The organism is Arthrobacter sp. 147(2020) (assembly GCF_013116715.1).
GTDB lineage: Bacteria > Actinomycetota > Actinomycetes > Actinomycetales > Micrococcaceae > Arthrobacter_D.
In genome coordinates this window covers 75,065-92,709 of record NZ_JABFOM010000005.1, presented here as the reverse complement: position 1 = coordinate 92,709, position 17,645 = coordinate 75,065, and the positions used below count along the sequence as shown (strand labels likewise).

The 17,645-nt window shown below is 64.7% G+C and carries 17 protein-coding genes; 8 read left to right on the top strand and 9 right to left on the bottom strand.

Annotation, left to right across the window (positions count from 1 at the left end; all coding sequences use genetic code 11):
- The first annotated feature begins 56 nt into the window (after positions 1 to 56).
- From HMI58_RS05695 to HMI58_RS05660, 8 genes are all read left to right on the top strand, one after another.
- Positions 57 to 917, top strand: a complete 861-nt coding sequence (locus HMI58_RS05695; RefSeq protein ID WP_171584621.1) for a LysR substrate-binding domain-containing protein — start codon at positions 57 to 59, stop codon at positions 915 to 917.
- Positions 918 to 1,130: 213 nt separating this feature from the next.
- The gene (panD, locus tag HMI58_RS05690) at positions 1,131 to 1,559 is read left to right on the top strand and encodes an aspartate 1-decarboxylase (protein ID WP_171618438.1); all 429 of its coding nucleotides are present in this window, start codon (positions 1,131 to 1,133) and stop codon (positions 1,557 to 1,559) included.
- 245 nt (positions 1,560 to 1,804) lie between these two features.
- On the top strand, positions 1,805 to 3,052 hold the full coding sequence (locus HMI58_RS05685) for an extracellular solute-binding protein (RefSeq protein ID WP_225667932.1): 1,248 nt from the start codon (positions 1,805 to 1,807) through the stop codon (positions 3,050 to 3,052).
- Positions 3,049 to 4,026 carry a sugar ABC transporter permease gene (locus HMI58_RS05680; RefSeq protein ID WP_318779141.1) on the top strand — a complete coding sequence of 326 codons (978 nt, stop codon included), beginning with the start codon at positions 3,049 to 3,051 and terminating at the stop codon, positions 4,024 to 4,026. Before HMI58_RS05685 ends, HMI58_RS05680 begins: the two co-directional genes overlap by 4 nt.
- Positions 4,026 to 4,874: a carbohydrate ABC transporter permease gene (locus tag HMI58_RS05675; protein WP_171584617.1), complete on the top strand. Its 849-nt coding sequence runs from the start codon at positions 4,026 to 4,028 to the stop codon at positions 4,872 to 4,874. Before HMI58_RS05680 ends, HMI58_RS05675 begins: the two co-directional genes overlap by 1 nt.
- 52 nt (positions 4,875 to 4,926) lie before the next feature.
- A complete protein-coding gene (ugpC, locus tag HMI58_RS05670; protein WP_171584615.1) occupies positions 4,927 to 6,261 on the top strand; it encodes a sn-glycerol-3-phosphate ABC transporter ATP-binding protein UgpC in 1,335 nt (444 codons plus the stop codon).
- Positions 6,262 to 6,278: 17 nt separating this feature from the next.
- Complete coding sequence (locus HMI58_RS05665; protein WP_171618436.1) at positions 6,279 to 7,910, top strand: helicase HerA-like domain-containing protein; 1,632 nt, start codon at positions 6,279 to 6,281, stop codon at positions 7,908 to 7,910.
- 32 nt (positions 7,911 to 7,942) lie between these two features.
- Positions 7,943 to 8,923: a hypothetical protein gene (locus HMI58_RS05660; protein ID WP_318779146.1), complete on the top strand. Its 981-nt coding sequence runs from the start codon at positions 7,943 to 7,945 to the stop codon at positions 8,921 to 8,923.
- A gap of 9 nt (positions 8,924 to 8,932) precedes the next feature.
- Here HMI58_RS05660 and HMI58_RS05655 read toward each other — a convergent pair whose 3' ends face one another.
- From HMI58_RS05655 to HMI58_RS05615, 9 genes are all read right to left on the bottom strand, one after another.
- The gene (locus HMI58_RS05655) at positions 8,933 to 10,939 is read right to left on the bottom strand and encodes an NHL domain-containing thioredoxin family protein (protein WP_171618435.1); all 2,007 of its coding nucleotides are present in this window, start codon (positions 10,937 to 10,939) and stop codon (positions 8,933 to 8,935) included.
- On the bottom strand, positions 10,936 to 13,092 hold the full coding sequence (locus HMI58_RS05650; protein ID WP_171618434.1) for a cytochrome c oxidase assembly protein: 2,157 nt from the start codon (positions 13,090 to 13,092) through the stop codon (positions 10,936 to 10,938). Before HMI58_RS05650 ends, HMI58_RS05655 begins: the two co-directional genes overlap by 4 nt.
- Positions 13,093 to 13,280: 188 nt before the next feature.
- Positions 13,281 to 13,571 carry an HU family DNA-binding protein gene (locus HMI58_RS05645; RefSeq protein ID WP_019481737.1) on the bottom strand — a complete coding sequence of 97 codons (291 nt, stop codon included), beginning with the start codon at positions 13,569 to 13,571 and terminating at the stop codon, positions 13,281 to 13,283.
- A gap of 138 nt (positions 13,572 to 13,709) precedes the next feature.
- Complete coding sequence (locus HMI58_RS05640) at positions 13,710 to 14,879, bottom strand: MFS transporter (RefSeq protein ID WP_171618433.1); 1,170 nt, start codon at positions 14,877 to 14,879, stop codon at positions 13,710 to 13,712.
- 145 nt (positions 14,880 to 15,024) lie between these two features.
- Entirely contained in the window at positions 15,025 to 15,330 is a 306-nt protein-coding gene (gene rpsN / locus HMI58_RS05635) for a 30S ribosomal protein S14 (protein WP_171584607.1), read from the bottom strand.
- 4 nt (positions 15,331 to 15,334) lie between these two features.
- Positions 15,335 to 15,502: a 50S ribosomal protein L33 gene (gene rpmG / locus HMI58_RS05630; RefSeq protein WP_019481734.1), complete on the bottom strand. Its 168-nt coding sequence runs from the start codon at positions 15,500 to 15,502 to the stop codon at positions 15,335 to 15,337.
- Positions 15,502 to 15,738 carry a 50S ribosomal protein L28 gene (gene rpmB / locus HMI58_RS05625; RefSeq protein ID WP_019481733.1) on the bottom strand — a complete coding sequence of 79 codons (237 nt, stop codon included), beginning with the start codon at positions 15,736 to 15,738 and terminating at the stop codon, positions 15,502 to 15,504. The genes rpmG and rpmB overlap by 1 nt, the downstream gene beginning before the upstream one ends.
- Positions 15,739 to 15,976: 238 nt before the next feature.
- Positions 15,977 to 17,098, bottom strand: a complete 1,122-nt coding sequence (locus HMI58_RS05620) for a sugar phosphate nucleotidyltransferase (RefSeq protein WP_171584606.1) — start codon at positions 17,096 to 17,098, stop codon at positions 15,977 to 15,979.
- A complete protein-coding gene (locus HMI58_RS05615; protein ID WP_171618432.1) occupies positions 17,095 to 17,592 on the bottom strand; it encodes a MarR family transcriptional regulator in 498 nt (165 codons plus the stop codon). Before HMI58_RS05615 ends, HMI58_RS05620 begins: the two co-directional genes overlap by 4 nt.
- Positions 17,593 to 17,645: the final 53 nt, after the last annotated feature.

Below are 17,645 nucleotides of genomic sequence, written 5' to 3'. Positions count from 1 at the left end.
ATGAAAGCGTATGGTGGCTATAACTCGTATTCTGAAACGTAATAGGTGGTTCAAACGTGTATGACCCGGTTCAACTCAGAACGTTCCTCGCCGTCGCGGAAACCCTGAGCTTCACCGGTGCGGCGGGCCGGCTGAACCTGAGCCAGCCCACGGTCAGCCAGCACATCCGGAAGCTGGAGGAGGCCGCAGGGCGACTGCTGATCTCGCGTGACACCCGGGGCGTCAGCCTGACGGACAACGGGGATGCGATGGCCGGCTTCGCCCGGACCATCCTCGCGGCGCAGGAACAGGCAGTGGCGTACTTTTCCGGTTCGGCCATGCGGGGACGGCTCAGATTTGGCGTGGCCGATGATCTTGCAATCACGCAGCTCCCCCGCATCCTCCGCCACTTCCGCCAGCTCTATCCACAGATCAATCTTGAGCTCACTGTCACCCAGAGCCCCCTGCTGCTGCGCCGGCTGCGGGCTGGCCAGGTGGACCTGATCTTCATCAAGTACATGAGCGGCACCGGAGAGGGGACCCTGGTGCAGACCGACCAGCTGGTCTGGGCCGGTCACGGGAAAACCACCCTTGAGGACGGCGCGCCTGTGCCGCTGATCGTCTACCAGTCCCCCAGTCTCACCCGCCAGATGACCATAGACGCCCTGGAAAAGGCCGGCCGTACCTGGCGGATAACCTGCAACACCCGGGAGATCAACGGGGTCCTTGCCGCGGCGCGAGCCGGAATTGGTCTGGCCGTCTTTCCGCAATCCCTCATCCCGGAGGACCTGGTCCAGGTCAGCAACCGCTTCAACCTGCCAGCGGTCGGCGCGGTTGACTTCACCCTGCTGAGCAACCCGCTGGCGAACCATGAGCTGGTCGCGGCGCTCACGTCAGCGATCATGGGCCGCGCCCTCCGGAAGGCTCCGGACGCCTGACAGCACCTCGTGGAGCATGCCGGGCGTCCGGGCTGTGCAGGTTTCCCCGGGTTCTGGGACCCGAACCGCGTGTCTTCGAAAGACACGCCGTCCGACGACGACGTCGGGAACCACAATCTGGGGAAACCTGCACGCCACGGCCCAGTCCGCCGCAGCTGCAGTGCCCAACACCACATAGCCGGGTACTCGACCGCGACCGTATACTTGATCCTGATGAATCGCACAATGTTCAAGTCTAAAATCCACCGCGCAACGGTAACCCACGCTGACCTTCACTACGTGGGGTCCGTCACCGTGGACCTCGACCTGCTCGAAGCGGCAGACATCCTGCCCGGCGAGATGGTCTCCATTGTCGACGTCACCAATGGCGCACGCCTGGAGACCTACACCATCGCCGGTGAACGCGGATCAGGGGTACTGGGCATCAACGGCCCGGCTGCCCACCTGGTCCACCAGGGTGACACAGTCATCCTCATCACCTACGCGCAGCTCACCGACGCCGAAGCGCATGAGTACCTCCCCACAGTGGTGCACGTCAACGAACAGAACCGCATCGTGGACCTCGGCAACGACCCCGCCGAGAGCGTCGTCGACGGCCTCGAGAGGCCGCCCCACGCGTTGAATAATTCAGCACTACTTTAGTAAGCGCTTACGTTTAGGGGCGCTTTTCCTGCTCAACCTTGCCCGGATTGCAACCTGAGGTTGTGGCGAATTTCCCACTCAGGGCATATGGTCTCAAAGACAAGGTTGCTTCGGTTCGCCTGCTGTACCTAGGGCGACCGGGCTATCTACAACGATGTGGAGGCACGGTGGGAATGCCGAACAGGCGAAGGAAAATCGATCCAGTCCGGAGCCGGCCGAAAGCGGCGGCTGTGGCAACACTGGCAATGGGAACGATGCTGCTGACGGGCTGTGGTCCGACGGAAAGCGTCACGACACTAACCTGGTACATCAATCCCGATGCGGGAGGGCAGGCAGCAATTGCCGCCAGCTGCACCGAAGAGGCCGACGGCGCCTACCGGATTGAGACGTCGCTTCTCCCGACCGATGCGGCCGCCCAGCGCGAGCAGCTCGCGCGACGGCTCGCGGCCGGGGACACGTCAATGGACATCATGAGCATTGACCCGCCGTTCATCCCCGAACTTGCGGAGCCAGGATTCCTGGCACCCATCCCCGAGGATTCGGTGGACGTCTTCTCCGAGAACGTCCTTGAAGGCGCCCTCGCCGGTGCCACCTGGAAGGACGAACTGGTCACCGTTCCCTTCTGGGCCAACACCCAAATTCTCTGGTATCGCGAATCGGTTGCCGAGGCCGCCGGGCTGGATATGTCCCAGCCGGTCACCTGGGACCAGCTGATCGACGCGGCCACCGAGCAGGACAAGCTCCTCGGAGTCCAGGGTTCACCGGCCGAGTCGATGACCGTCTGGATCAACGCCCTGGTGGAATCCGCTGGCGGCCAGATTCTCGAGAACCCCGAAGCGTCCGCCGACGAACTGGAGCTGGGCCTCACCTCCGAGGCTGGCCAGGAGGCAGCGCGGATCATCGGCACCATCGGCACCGAGGGTCTCGGCGGCCCAGGCTTGCCAACCTCCACCGAAAACACCTCACTCACCCTGTTCCAGGGCGATGACGGTTCCTTCATGGTCAACTACCCGTTCGTCTGGCCCGCTACCCTGGGTGCCGTCGAAGCGGGGTCGATCGATCAGTCGGTAGTCGACGACATCGGCTGGGCACTGTTCCCCACGGTCACCGAGGGCGAAGACACAGCACCACCGCTGGGCGGCATCAACCTGGGTGTCGGTGCGGCGAGCGACGATCCGGATCTGGCCTACGAGGCCATCGAGTGCATTGTTAGGCCCGAAAACCAGACCGAGTACTTCATCACCAACGGCAACCCGCCGTCCAATTCGGAGGCATACGACGATCCGACGATCGAGGAAGACTTCCCGATGGCAACAACCATCAGGGATTCACTCGAACTCGCGGCTCCCCGCCCCCAGACACCGTTCTACAACGAAATCTCCACCGGACTGCAGCAGGAATGGTCACCACCGAACGAAGTGGATCCTGACACAACCCCCGAACGGTCCCAGGAGTTCATCACCGCAGTGCTCAGAGGGGAGAGGCTACTGTGAGTAGCTCAACGATCAACAAGCCCGACGCCGGCAAGTCACCGAATCCGGACAAGGCGAAGAAGGCGAAGACACAGCACAGCGACCGGGTCAAAGCCGAACGGCGGATGGGCTGGTACCTCGCGGGTCCCGCCTTCGTGGTGATGCTGCTGGTGACGCTGTACCCCATCCTGCAGGCCTTCTTCGAATCCCTGTTCGCCTTCAGGCTCACCGCCCCGGATGAGCGTGAGTTCATCTGGTTTGCGAACTACATCACGATCCTCGGGGACAGTGTCTGGTGGCAGGGCCTCCTGGTGACCGTCCTCATCACCGTCATTACCGTCGCCGTCGAACTGGTGCTCGGGTTCGCGCTGGCACTGGTGATGAGCAAGGCACTGAAGTCACTCAAGGGGATCCTCCGCACCGCGATCCTGGTGCCCTACGGCATCATCACCGTGGTGTCCGCCTACGCCTGGTTCTACGCCTTCGACATCAACTCGGGGTACGTGAACGCCTGGTTCGACTGGGTGCCCGGCATCGACTCGGACCTGAACTGGTTCGCCCAGACCGGCACCTCACTGTTCGTCATCATGGCCTCCGAGATCTGGAAGACCACCCCCTTCATCTCCCTCCTGCTGCTGGCAGGCCTGGCCCAGGTCCCCGATGAGCTCACCGAGGCCGCCAAGGTCGACGGCGCCACGTGGTGGGAACAGATGCGCAAGGTGGTCATTCCCAACATGAAGGCGGCCATCATGGTCGCGGTCCTGTTCAGGGCCCTCGACGCCTTCCGAATATTCGACAACGTGTTCATCATGACCAACGGCGAGAACAATACAGAGGTGCTTTCCCTCCTGGCCTACCGGACGTCGATCAGCCGCCTTGAGATTGGGCTCGGTTCAGCGGTCTCGGTGCTCTTGTTCCTCTGTGTCATATTGATCAGTTTCGCTGCCATCAAGATCTTCAAAGTGGATCTTGCCGGCACGAGAGGAGAAAAGTAATGAAGAACTCTTCCCGGCGCGAAAAGATCTGGTGGGCCGTCATCTCGGTTCTGGTGCTGTTGTACGCACTGTTCCCGGTGGCCTCCATCCTGGCAACCTCCTTCAAATCCCCCAGCGACCTCACCAACGGAAGCTTCCTGCCGACGCCGGGCGCTGCCACCATTTCCAACTACGAACAGATCCTGGTCGGCGACGCGCAGGAGCTGTTCCTGACCTCGCTGCGCAACTCGATCGGTATCTCGCTCATCGCGACGGCGATCGCCGTCGTCCTGGCCACGCTGTGCGCCTACGCGATTGCCCGGCTCGATTTCCCCGGGAAGAAGCTGGTCCTCACCACCGCACTGGCAGTGTCGATCTTCCCGGTGATCTCGATCGTTACCCCGTTGTTCAACCTCTGGCGCAACATCGGGCTCTACGACACCTGGCTCGGGTTGATCATTCCCTACCTGTCCCTGACCCTGCCGATCTCCATCTGGACCCTCGCGGCATTCTTCCGCCAAATCCCGTGGGAGCTGGAGCAGGCGGCACAGGTCGATGGTGCCACCACCTGGCAGGCCTTCCGCAAGGCAATCGTTCCGCTGGCCGCACCCGGGGTCTTCACGACGGCGATCATTGCGTTCTTCATCGCGTGGAACGACTTCGTCTACGGCATCTCGCTCACCTCCACGGAGGCTGCGCGGCCGGTGCCGGCGGCGCTGGCGTTCTTCACTGGCGCCTCGCAGTTCGAGTCACCCACCGGCGCCATTTCGGCAGCTGCGATCATCGTCACCATCCCGATCGTCCTGTTGGTACTGCTGTTCCAACGTCAAATCGTTTCCGGCCTGACCTCGGGCGCCGTCAAGGGCTAATGGCGCAGTCCCAGCCGCTTGCGCCAGATACATAGAAAAGGATCACCAGAAAATGGCTTCAATTACCCTCAACAACCTGGTCAAGAAATACGGCGACGGGTTCCCCGCCGTCAATGACATCAGCATCGACATCGCCGACGGCGAGTTCATCATCCTGGTGGGCCCCTCGGGCTGCGGCAAGTCGACCCTCCTGCGCATGATTGTTGGCCTGGAGGACATCACCGACGGAGAGCTGCTCATTGACGGCGAGCGTGTGAACGACAAGGCGCCCCGTGACCGCAACCTGGCCATGGTGTTCCAGAACTACGCCCTCTACCCGCACCTCACGGTGTACGAGAACATTGCCTTCCCGCTGCGCCTCGCCAAAGGCAAGCACAGTGAGGAGCAGGTCAAGAAGCTCGTCACCGAGGCCGCGGCCACCCTTGAACTCACCGATCACCTGCAGCGGAAGCCAGCGAACCTGTCCGGTGGGCAGCGTCAGCGTGTCGCCATGGGCCGGGCCATCGTGCGCCAGGCTGATGCGTTCCTCTTCGATGAGCCGCTCTCCAACCTGGATGCGAAGCTGCGCGGTCAGATGCGCTCGGAGATCTCCCAGATGCAGCGTCGTCTGGGAGTCACCAGTGTCTATGTGACCCACGACCAGACCGAGGCCATGACCCTCGGTGACCGGGTAGCAGTGCTGAAGATGGGCGAACTGCAACAGATCGCCTCCCCTCGTGAACTGTACGAGCAGCCACGCAACCTCTTCGTGGCCGGGTTCATTGGCTCACCGTCAATGAACTTCATCCCCGCGACCATCGAGAACGGCAAACTTCAGACCGTCCTCGGCGAGCTCGATGTCCCCGCCGACAAGCTGGCGAAAGTCGAAGGCAAGAAGGTTGTCCTGGTGGGCGTGCGGCCCGAATTCTTCGAGGACGCGAAACTGGTCGAGGAGTCCAAGCTGCCTCACGGTTCGATCTTCACCGCAACCCTCACCCACACCGAGTGGCTCGGCAACGAGCAGTACGGGTACATCAACTTCAACCCGGACCCGGAAATGCGCGAGCTGCTCAACAACCTGGCCCGCGAGATGGACGCCGATGAGCTGCGCCCCCAGATTGTGGTTACGCTCGACGCCGCCAGCCGTATCCGCGGCGGTCGCGAGGCGGAGATCTGGCTCGACACCCGCAAGCTGCACCTGTTCGATCCCGAGTCCGGCGAGAACCTCACCCGTGATGCCGAGGCTGGCGCCGCGCTCACCGCCGAAGCAGGCGAGGAACGCGCCGAGGAGATCGCCACCGCTCAGGAGGCCGACCGCGCAAACGGCCACGGCACGGACGGCTCGCAGGCCGGCGCGAGCAACGGCACCGATCAGAATGGTGGCGGCAAGCACGCTGCGGCCAGCTGACGTCTAAGCAGCTGGCCATGGCTGACGCCGAGGAGTCGGGGCTGATAGCCGGGATCATTTCCGGCTATCAGTTCGAGGGTGCCTCGATCCATCTGGGGGCGGCGTTGCTCGACGGCATACCGCATCCCGAAGCGGAGGTGCGGCTGCCTCTGGCCATGATGAACCGCCATGGGTTGGTGGCCGGTGCCACTGGCACCGGAAAGACCATCACGCTGCAGGTGATGGCTGAACAGCTCAGCGCCCAGGGGGTACCGGTGTTCCTCGCCGACATCAAGGGTGATTTGACGGGACTTTCCACCCCCGGATCGGGCACCGAGAAACTGCTGGCTCGCACCATGAGTGTGGGCCAGCAGTGGTCGGCACAGAGTTTCCCGGTGGAGTACTTTGCGCTCGGTGGGCACGGTGTGGGGGTTCCCATCCGTGCCACCATTTCGGCATTCGGCCCCCTGCTGCTGTCCCGCGTGATGGATCTGAATGAGACGCAGGAGTCGAGCCTCACCCTGATTTTCCACTACGCCGATGGGGCGGGACTCGAGCTGTTCAATCTCGCCGATCTGCGGGCGGTGATTGCCTATCTCACCTCCGCCGAAGGCAAGGACTCGCTGAGCGAGCTGGGCGGATTGTCCAAGAGCACAGCCGGTGTCATTCTCCGGAAGCTCATCACGCTCGAAGCTCAGGGCATGACTGACTTCTTCGGCGAGCCGGAATTCGATACGGCCGATCTCCTCCGTGTGACCGACGACGGGAAAGGAATCATTAGCTGCCTGGAGTTGCCCACACTCCTGCACACGCCCCAGCTGTTCTCCACCTTCCTCATGTGGCTCGCTGCCGATCTGTTCGCCGACCTCCCCGAGGTGGGCGACCAGGACAAACCGAAACTGGTGTTCTTCCTCGACGAGGCACACCTGCTCTTCAACGACGCGTCCAAAGAGTTTCTCCGGTCCATCCAGACGACGGTTCGTCTGATCCGGTCCAAGGGCGTCGGCATCTTCTTCGTGACACAAACTCCGAAGGACGTGCCGGCTGACGTGCTGGGCCAGCTCGCCAACCGGGTCCAGCATGCGTTACGGGCGTTCACCCCTGACGACGCGAAGGCGCTCAAGGCAACCGTGTCCACCTTCCCGACGAGCGGCTATGACCTAGCCGAGGTTCTCACCTCAGCGGGGACCGGCGAGGCGGTGGTAACGGTCATGAACGACGGCGGTGCACCCACTCCCGTGGCGTGGACCCGCATGACTTCCCCGGAGTCAACCATGGGGCCATCGGCGCCGAACGTGGTCGAGAAGGTTGTGAGCGCCTCCCCGCTGCTGGGTCGGTACGTAACACCCGTCGACAGCCACTCGGCAGCCGAGAAGCTTGCGACGCTTCCGGCTGGCAACGCCAGTGCCCGCACGACATCCAGCGCCGACGACGACGCCCGCCGGATCGAGGAATCCATCCTCGGCGCGCCGACAGAGAATACCCCCTCGGATCGTGCCTCCCGCCCGCGCACGATGACACCGCCACCGCTGGGTGCGCCGACGTCGTCGGGCGGAGCTCAGAACGACGAACTGATGGACTTCGCGATGAAGGCGGCGGGAGCGATCGGGGCCGAGTTGGCGCGCGGGTTGTTCGGGACGCAGCGGAGGCGCAGCCGGCGCCGTTGGTAGGCACCCGGCGCTCAACAGGTAACGTGTTGAGCGTGCAAACGTCCTCGGTGATCAAAGTCCTCGCAGCCTGGCTGCTCGGGCTGCTGCTGGTGATCGCGGGCGCGATCACGGCAGTCGTGGTCGCCAACTCGTTCATTTTCAGCCCCGAGGAACAGGTGCACGACTACCTCGAGGCGCTTGCCGACGGCGACGGCGAACGGGCCCTGGGCCTGCTGAACGCCTCGGTGCCGGCCGCCAACGCGGCAATGCTCGACGGCGCTCCGCTGCAGCAGTCAGCCGCTGCGGTCGAGGACGTGGTGGTGGGCGACGCGGTACCGGCCGGCGACAACCGGGCGGACGTGACCGTCACCTACACGGTCCGCGGCACCGACCACTCCTCGACCTTCCCACTGGAACGCACCGGCACCGAATGGCTCTTCTTCAACACCTGGGAGTTCGTGCCCACGGTGCTGCCCACCCTCGACCTCACGGTCATCAACCAGGGCGAAGCCACCCTCAACGACACCCGCGTGGCAATGCCGGAGGGCAGAAACCAGTTCGCCGTGTTCTACCCGGGGGGCTTCGAAGCCCACTACACCAGCGAATACTTCGCGGCGCCCGCGCAGACGGTGGCGGTGACCGAGCGCGCGGGTGGACAACAGATGGCCCTGGCCACCGCTGCCACCGACGTTCTGGTGGAGGAGGTCAATGCCCAGGTGCGCCGCTTCCTCGACGAGTGCGCCGCTCAGACCGTCTTCCAGCCAGCCAACTGTCCGTTCAACTTCCAGACCGAAAGCCGGGTGGCCGGGGATATCCGGTGGGCCATCACCGAGTACCCCACGGTGGCCATCGAACCGTTTGACGGCAGCTGGGTGATGGAGCCGCTCGCGGGGACCGCTGAACTGACCACCTCGCTGCAGGACCTGTTCACCGGCACCATCGAGGCCGTCACGGTCCCCCGCGAGTTCGGTTTCACCGCCCGGTTGTCAGTGACCGACGACGACGTCACCGTCACCCCGGTCGTCCAGTACTAGCAGGCCGGACTAGTCGAGCCCGCGGAGGTCCAACGTCAGTTCGGTCTCGCCCTCGGAACTCAGCCGCACCGGGATACCCCAATCCTGCTGGTACAGGTGGCAGGCCGCGTGGTCGGGGATCTCGCCGCCCGGCTCACCGTCGCAGGCGGCCGCGCGCGCGGTAATGTGCAGGACACCCTCGGTGACCGCGTCGTTGAGCACCAGCTCGCGGGTCAGGCCTACCGAGGTTCCACCGCCGGAAAGCAGTAGCGTCTCGGGGGACGAGGAGATCTTCAACTGGGTGGGATCGCCCCACCGGTCGTCCAGCTTCTGCCCCTTCGGAGCGGCGAAGCGGACGGTCAGCGCGTGCGTGCCCGGTGCGACGGGTGTCTGGGGGCGCTGCGTCTGGGAAGCCCCTTCGTCGACGGCCAGTGCCTCCTTGGGGATGGGCACCCGCACCAGCTGGTGCCGGTTGGCTTCCACAACGATCAGGAGCGGCTCGCTACCCGACGCAGTGGGTGTGAGGTCAACCAGGACGTCACAGGGCTCTGAGAGGCCGCGTGCCAGGGTTGAGACCTGTCCGGTGACAGGGTCGAAGCGCCGCACCGCACCGTTGTAGGTGTCGGCGATGGCCACCGACCCGTCGGGGAGCGCAGTGATTCCGAGGGGGTGCTGCAGCCGGGCCTGCTCGGCTGCACCGTCACGGAACCCGAAGTCGAACAGACCGGTCCCGACAGCGGTCCGCACCTGGGTACGCCGTCGGCCGTTGACCTCGGGGAAGGACAGGGTCCTGACCGCTGAGGTTTCCGAGTCGGCGACCCAAAGGTTGCCGGCGGCGTCCTCCGCGAGTCCCGAGGACTGGGCGAACCAGGCCTCGGAGCCGTCGCCGTCGAGCAGTCCCTCCAGCCCGGTACCCGCGAGGATGTCCACTGCGCCGGTGACCGGGTCGAAAGTAAACAGCTGGTGGGTTCCCGCCATCGCGATCACTACCCGTTCCAGAACGGTCGACCAGAGCACGTCCCACGGCGAGGACAGCGACACCTGCAACGGTTCGGTGCCCAGGTGGGTGTCGGTGAGGCGCGGGGTGGCGTCCTCGGGGGTGTCGCCGTCGTACCCGCCCAGCTGGTCGGGGCTCTCCTGCAGTTCGGCAGGGCGTGCCTTGACGTGGTTTCCGGCATCGAGGAGCCGCTGCACACCGTTGCCGGCGATCGTGCGCACCGACCCGTCGGCGAGGGTCACGCCCCGGAGGAGGTGGTTCACGGAGTCGGCGACGACGACGTCGTACCCGGCCTGTTCCGCTACCTCCGGCGGGAGGACGGCGAGGCCCTGCGGCTCGTTGAACTGGGCTTCGGCGGCGGTGCCGTCAGCGGCGCCCTTCTCCCCCGAGCCGATCGTGCGGTGGACGGTGACGAGGTCAGCGTCCAGCTCGACCAGCCGGTGGTGGCCGGTATCACCGATGAGCAGGGTTCCGCCGGCCAGGGGTACCGCTTTACCGGGGAAGCGCAGGTCACCCGCGGTGGTCTCGGCGGGGACGTAGGGTCCGTCGCCGCGGTGCAGGGTTCCCTTGGCCGAGTGTTCCTCGACGAGTTCCTGGACCAGTGACTCCAGTCCGGCAGCGTGGCCCTCACCGGAGAGATGCGCCACGATGTACCCTTCCGGGTCCACGACCACCAGGGTGGGCCAGGCGCGGGCGGTGTACGCCTGCCAGGTGGTTAGCTCGGGGTCGTCCAGGACGGGGTGCTGGATGTCGTAGCGTTCAACAGCGGCTGCGAGGGCGTCCGGATCGGCTTCGTGCTCGAACTTGGGCGAATGGACACCTACCGTCACCACAACGTCGCTGAACTTCTGTTCCAGGGGGCGCAGCTCGTCCAAGACATGCAGGCAGTTGATGCAGCAGAAGGTCCAGAAGTCGAGGATCACGATTTTTCCGCGCAGGTCCTCCAGGGTGAGCTGGCGCCCACCGGTGTTGAGCCAGTTGCGGCCCACCAGTTCGGAGGCGCGCACCCGGTAGTCGGTGCGGATCGAAGTCTCAGTCATTCACGTGCTCCTGGTCGGTCAGGCTTCTGGGATGGTGCTGGCTTACCGGGTCCCGGTGTACCCGGACCGCGGCGGTTGTCGCGTTCCGCGAGCGAAGCGAACATGTTGTTGTAAGCGGTCAGGTCGGCGTTGTTATTCCTGTCAGCGGCGCGGTCGGTCCGTTTGGACTCCCGGGCGTCGTCGCGTGACCACATGATCGCCACGCCGATCGCCACCAGCAGCGTCGGAATCTCACCGATTCCCCAAGTCAACGCGCCGCCCAGTTGCTGGTCCTCGAGCGCCGAAGGGCCCCAGTCACGGCCCATGTTGCCGAACCAGCTGGCCTGGAGCAGTGACGTCGACCCCATCAGCGCGACGCCGAAGAAGGCGTGGAAGGCCATGGTGGCGAAGAGCAGCAGGATCCGCAGCGGGTACGGCGCCCGGCGCGGCACCGGGTCCGAGCCGAGCATCGACAGCACGAAGATGTAGCCGGTGATGAGGAAATGCACGTACATCAGCTCGTGGCCCACATGCTCGCGCATCGCAAACCCGAACAGCGGCGAATAGTAGAAGATCACAATGGAGCCCGCGAAGTTCGCGGCCGCGAACAACGGATGCGTCACCAGGGCTGAGGCGCGCGAGTGAACGATCACCAGGATCCACTCGCGGATGCCCCGGGAGCCGTCACCGCGCGGCGTCAGGGCCTTCAACGCCAGCGTGACGGGGGCGCCGAGCACGAGGAACAGCGGCACCACCATCGTCAACGCCATGTGGCCCACCATGTGGGAACTGAACAGCACCATCCCGTACACGGCGAGCGGGCCGGAGGTGATGTAGGTCAGCAGCGCGAGCCCGATCAGCCAGCAGGTCAGCCGCAGGAGGGACCAGGTGTCCCCGCGCCGGCGGAGCTTCACGACACCCGAGATGTAGGCGACGGCAACCACCGCGGCGAAAGTGACCCACAGCCAGTCGAACCGCCACTCGGTGAGCCACCGCGCACCGGTCAGTTCAGGGGGCAACTCGTAGCCGGTGAGGATCCTCGCCGGAGACGCATCGGGGGCAATCTCGTCGCTGACCGGTGGTGCGGTGCGCGCCAGGGCGACGGCGACTCCCGACACCGCGCCCATGATCAGCAGTTCCACGGCGATCAGTTGCCAGAGGACCCGCCGTGCGGAGAGCTGGCCGCCGGTGAGTGACCCTGTCCCCCCGCCCAGCTGGGGGATGATCCACTGCCGGTGCATCAGGCCGATCCCGCCCAGCAGGAGGGTGGCGATCGTCTTGAAGGTGACCAGCAGGCCCCACTCCGAGCCCAGCTGGCCCAGATTGTCGATCCGCAGGCTCGCGTTGATTACCCCGGAGAACACCACGAGGATGAAGGCGAATCCTGCCAGGGCGGAGAAGCGGCGCAGCACGCTCGGGGTGAGCGATCCCAGGCGTCCACCGATCACGGCCAGGACGGTGATCCCACCGATCCAGAGGCAGACCCCCACCAGATGAAGGGCGATCGAGTTGATCGCGGCGTAGTGGTCGTCGCCGCTGGAGGAGTGGCCGATCAGCGCCATCGGCATCAACCCGACCAGGGACAGGATGCCGGTCAGCGCCAGCCACCCGCTGGATCGGGCACCGAATGTCATGGTGGCCACGACGGCGGCGATCATGACCGTCGACAGCCAGGCCCTGCCGGTGTCGAAGTCGGTGAGGTAGGACGCCAGGCCCTCCGTGTAGCCGGGGTCGCTGCTCAGCGGCAGCCCCGCGGCGTCCGAGTAGGTGAACAGCAGCACGCCGACGGCGGAGAGGGTCCATGACACCGCTGCAACCGATGCGAGGGTCATCACCGCGCTGAAGGCGGGGTGTTCCTCGCCGGGCTTTCCGGCGTCGGAGCGCCGGTGGGTTGGGCTGACCCGGCGCGGAAGAATCATGACGGCGAAGACGAGTGACCCGATCACCGCTGCCACGGAGATGTTGTTCAAGGCCTTCGCCGTGGGCAGCCCCCAGCGGGTGAGCGGGCCCGGGTCGCCAAGCTGTCGCGGCCCCGCAGCACCCGAGAACAGGAGCGCCAGCACCAGTGCCACGATGACGGCGGCCCCGCCAGCAATCAGCCAGCCCACCTTCACCCCGGGGGTATCCGTTCCCGGGCGGTCGGTCGGCCGGGGCACCTTGGTTGTCGTAGCCACGCTTCCTATTGTCTACCCTGCGTAGAAGGGGTAACAATTCGGCTTACGTCATTTCCCGACGCCGCGGGGTTCTGCCACGTGCCGGGGCTGATGCGGCCGGCCGGGCAAAAGGGACGGCAGGGTTAAAAAGGGAAGGCCGCCACCGGAAAGGGTGGCGGCCTACAGTCCTTAGCGGACGGCGTGTGTGACTACTTGACAGCAGCCTTCAGCTTGGAGCCGGCGGTCAGCTTGACGCTGCTGCCTGCTGCAATCTGGATGGTCTCGCCGGTCTGAGGGTTGCGGCCGGTGCGGGCGGCACGCTCGGTGCGCTCGACAGCGAGCCAACCGGGGATGGTGACCTTGACGTTGTTGGCAGCTGAGGTTGCCAGTACATCGAACAGTGCGTCAAGAACGCCGTTAACGGCGGTCTGGCTGGTGTCAGCCTTCGCTGCTACTTCTGCTACCAGTTCGCTGCGGTTCTTGGTTTCTTTCGTTGCCAATTTACGTCCTCCTGGACTTGTCCGTTTATTTGTAAAGCCTTCACGGTTCTGAAAGCCTCTGTGCGAAAACTTACCAGCTTGAGCATCAAACTCCGGTCGTTTCCGGTCTTTTTGAAGGATTTTAGGTGCCAAAGGGCACTATTTTGGGGTCTTTCGCGGAAATCCCTGCCTGGCACCCGTGAACACGACTGCCAGTGCGACCAGCGTGAGCGCTGCCGCGGCGAATCCAATCCCGGAGGGATCGCTCACCAACAGCATTTGCGCTCCGACGAGTGCCCCGGCACTGATCCCGATGTTGAAGGTCGAATTGTGGACGGCAGCCACCGTGTCGGGGTGGTCGCGGGAGGCGCTCAGCGCCGCAGTGGTCACGTAGGACGGCACTGGCCCGTACAGCAGACCCCACACGATCACCACGGCCAGGGTCCAGCCCGGTGCGCCCCCGAGGAGGGCGATCGCCAGGAAGCAGCCGGTCATCACCAGCAGGGACAGTAGGAGCGCGGGCCGGAGCGCCGTGTCGGTGAAACGGCTGCACAGCAGCAGCCCCAGGATTCCGGCTCCCCCGTAGGCGAGGAGGGCGAACCCCACGTTGGTCGCGGTGAACCCGGACTGCAGCAGCACCGGCGTGATAAAGGTGTACAGCGCGAACTGGCCGGTCATCATCACCACTACCGCGACGATTACCCGCCGGAGGGCCGGCTCCGCGAGGGCTTCCTTCAGCTGCGTCCCACCGGACACCGCCGATCCGCGGATCGCCGGCATCACCACGGCGGCGCCCACCGCGAGCAGCAGCGCGATGATCGCCGCGCAGCCGAAGGACCACCGCCAGCCCACCGTGGCGCCCAGCCACGTGCTCATCGGCACCCCGACCGCGATGGCGACGGCGTTTCCGGCGTTGACGAGGGCGACGGCTGCGCCCATCCGCCCCGGCGGCGCCAAGCGGGTGGCGTAACCGAACACCACCGCGAAGAACAGGGCGTGGCAGGCTCCCGCGAGTACCCGCCCGGTCAGGGCGATCGAATAGTCCTGCGCCAGGCACAGCACCACGTTGCTGATGCCGTAGCCTGCCAACAGGCCCACCAGCAGCGGCTTGCGCGGCAGAGCGCTGGTCCACGCGTTCAGGGGAATCGACGCGAACACCACCACGGCAGCATAGGCGGAGACCAACAGCCCGATCGATGACTCGGTGACGCCCAGATCCTCGGCCATCAGGGGCAGCAACCCGATGGGGAGTACCTCGGTGGCGACCGCAAGGAACCCGCCGACGGCTAGGAGCAGCATGGGCGGTTGAAGCAGTTTCTGCTGCGGCACGGGGTTGACCTTTCAGGCCGGGGATTCGGTCACCGACGTACCCAACTTAACGCACGAGACTTAACGCACGAGACTTAACGCATGAGGACGACGACCCGTGGGTCGTCGTCCTCGTGCGTTACTGGTAGCTACCAGCCAGCGGGTGTTACCAGCTGGACTTGGTTACACCGGGCAGCTCGCCACGGTGAGCCATGTCGCGGAAGCGGACACGGGAGATACCGAACTTCTGGAGTGTTCCGCGGGGGCGACCGTCGATCTGGTCGCGGTTGCGCAGGCGCACTGGTGAGGCGTTGCGGGGAAGCTTCTGCAGGCCGAGGCGTGCTTCTTCGCGGGCTTCATCGGTTGCGTTGGCGTCAACCAGGGTCTTCTTCAGCTCGAGGCGCTTCGCAGCGTAGCGCTCAACAATTACCTTGCGCTGTTCGTTGCGGGCAATTTTAGACTTCTTAGCCATGTGATTAGCGCTCCTCTCGGAATTCGACGTGCTTACGGATCTTGGGATCGTACTTCATCAGAACCATGCGGTCCGGGTCGTTACGGCGGTTCTTGCGGGTCACGTAGGTGTACCCGGTGCCGGCCGTGGACTTCAGCTTGATGATCGGGCGTACGTCTTTATCTTTTGCCATTAGAGCTTCACTCCCCGGGCCAGGATCGACGCGACGACGGCGTCAATACCGCGCACGTCGATGGTCTTGATGCCGCGGGCAGAAACCTGCAGCGTGACATTGCGGCGCAGGGACGGAACCCAGTAGCGCTTCTTCTGGATGTTCGGGTCAAACCTGCGCTTGGTGCGGCGGTGTGAGTGGGAAATGCTGTGCCCAAAGCCCGGCTCGGCTCCAGTCACTTGGCAGTGAGCTGCCATGACGATCCTCCAAAGAGTTAAATGAAATGTACCTAGGTACCGGCAGTCTTACCCGCCTTGGAATGCGGCCAGGGGCGCCCAAAACGACAGCCGAGACTGTCGGGATTATTAGCGGTTTTCGCGCAACTTGAGCCCCTAACTACCGATTCCCCGGAAGATGATTCCCAGAAAATCGGAGCAATTGCGCACGCTCCGCCACCTGATGCCTTTCCATTCTAGGAGCTGGCGTCAGTTATGGCTAATCGCTGGTGGTGTCGCCGTCGCGATCGACTACCGTCACGGCGTCGTCGCTGCCGATCCGGGCGCCGTCGTCGAGCGTGGCACCGGAGTCAACGATCGAGCGGTGGACCCGAGCCCCTGACGGGACGACGATCCCGTCCAGCAGGATTGAATCGACGACGACGGCGCCAGCCTCCACCACGGTGTCGGGCCCGATCACGCTGTGGGTGACCTCACCGAAGATGCGGCTTCCGGGTGCCAGCATCGAGTCGGTGACGACCGCGCCCTTCCCCACGAACGCCGGTACGCGCCGGGGGCTGCCGGTGATGATGGGCCAGTCGGGGTCGTCGAACCGCAGACCATCGCCGTCGAGCAGTTCCATGTGGGCGCGGTGGTAGTTCTCGGGGGTGCCGAGATCCAACCAGTACCCCTCGAGGCGGTGCTCGACCACTGTTGAGTGTTCCACCAGGTGGGGCAGCAGCTGGTCCCCGTAGTCGTCGAGCCCGCCCTCTTCCTTCTCCAACAGTTCGAGGGTATCCAGCAGGTGCATGGCGTCGAACAGGAACACCTCGGTGGCGACCAGGTCGGTTTTCGGTGTGTCGGGCTTGTACTCGAAGCCGGTCACTGCACCCCCGGAAACCTCGACGACCCCGTGGGCGGAGGCGTCGCCGTCGAACCGTGTGGTGACGATCGTTGCGGTGGCCTTGGCGTCCAGGTGGGTCTGGACGACGTCGCGGAAGTCCAGCTGGTACAGGTGGTCGGCGCTGAGCAGCAGCACCAGGTCGGGGTTGAACTCCCTGATGAAGGCCGCCTGCCGGTACAGGCTGTCGGCGTTGCCGTCGGCGAACCCTTCACCGTCCCGTCCCTCGAACGGGGGCATCACCCGCAGCCCCCCGTTGGTCCGGTCGAGATCCCAGTGCCTGCCGTTGGCCAGGTGGTCGTTGAGCGAGTTCGGCTGGTACTGCTGCACCATCCAGACATCCGAAAACCCGCTGTGGTGCAGGTTGGACAGCGGAATGTCGATCAGACGGTAACTGCCGGCGACGGGCAGGGCAGGCTTGGCGCGCCTGTCGGTTAACGTTCCCAGGCGACCGCCTGATCCTCCGGCCAAGACGATGGCGAGGACTGAGGGTGGCTTCATGGTTGTGCTCCTGGTGAGGGTTGGTCGAGGATCCAGTGGGTGTCATCGAGGCTGGCGAGGATCTTCTTCCCGATCCGCTCCAGGTCCCGGACGTCGTCGTCGGTCAGCGCGTCGAAGACCGCCTGCCGCACGTGCTCCACATGCTTGCGGGCGAGGACCTTGAGGTTCTCCATCCCGTCCCGCGTGATGGTGGCGGTGGTCACGCGGCCATCGACGGTGCTGGGGGTGCGGGACACCCAGCCGCGCCCCTCCAGTTTCTTCACCACGTGGCTGAGCCGGGACAGGGAGGCGTTCGACCGTGCCGCGAGGTCACTCATGGCGAGGGTCAGGTCGTCAGCCTCGGAGAGCATCGCCAGGACGTGGTAGTCGAACAGGGTGATTTTTGCCTGTCGGAACAAGTGCCCGTCCAGGGATCCCGGAAGGATGGTGGTGACCGCATAAAGCGCCAGCCAGGCCTGCCGCTCCTCGGGATTCAACCACCTGACACCATTCATCTGGTCATTCTGGCACACACCGCGCCCCCGGACCGCGCCCGCCTTGGCTTCGG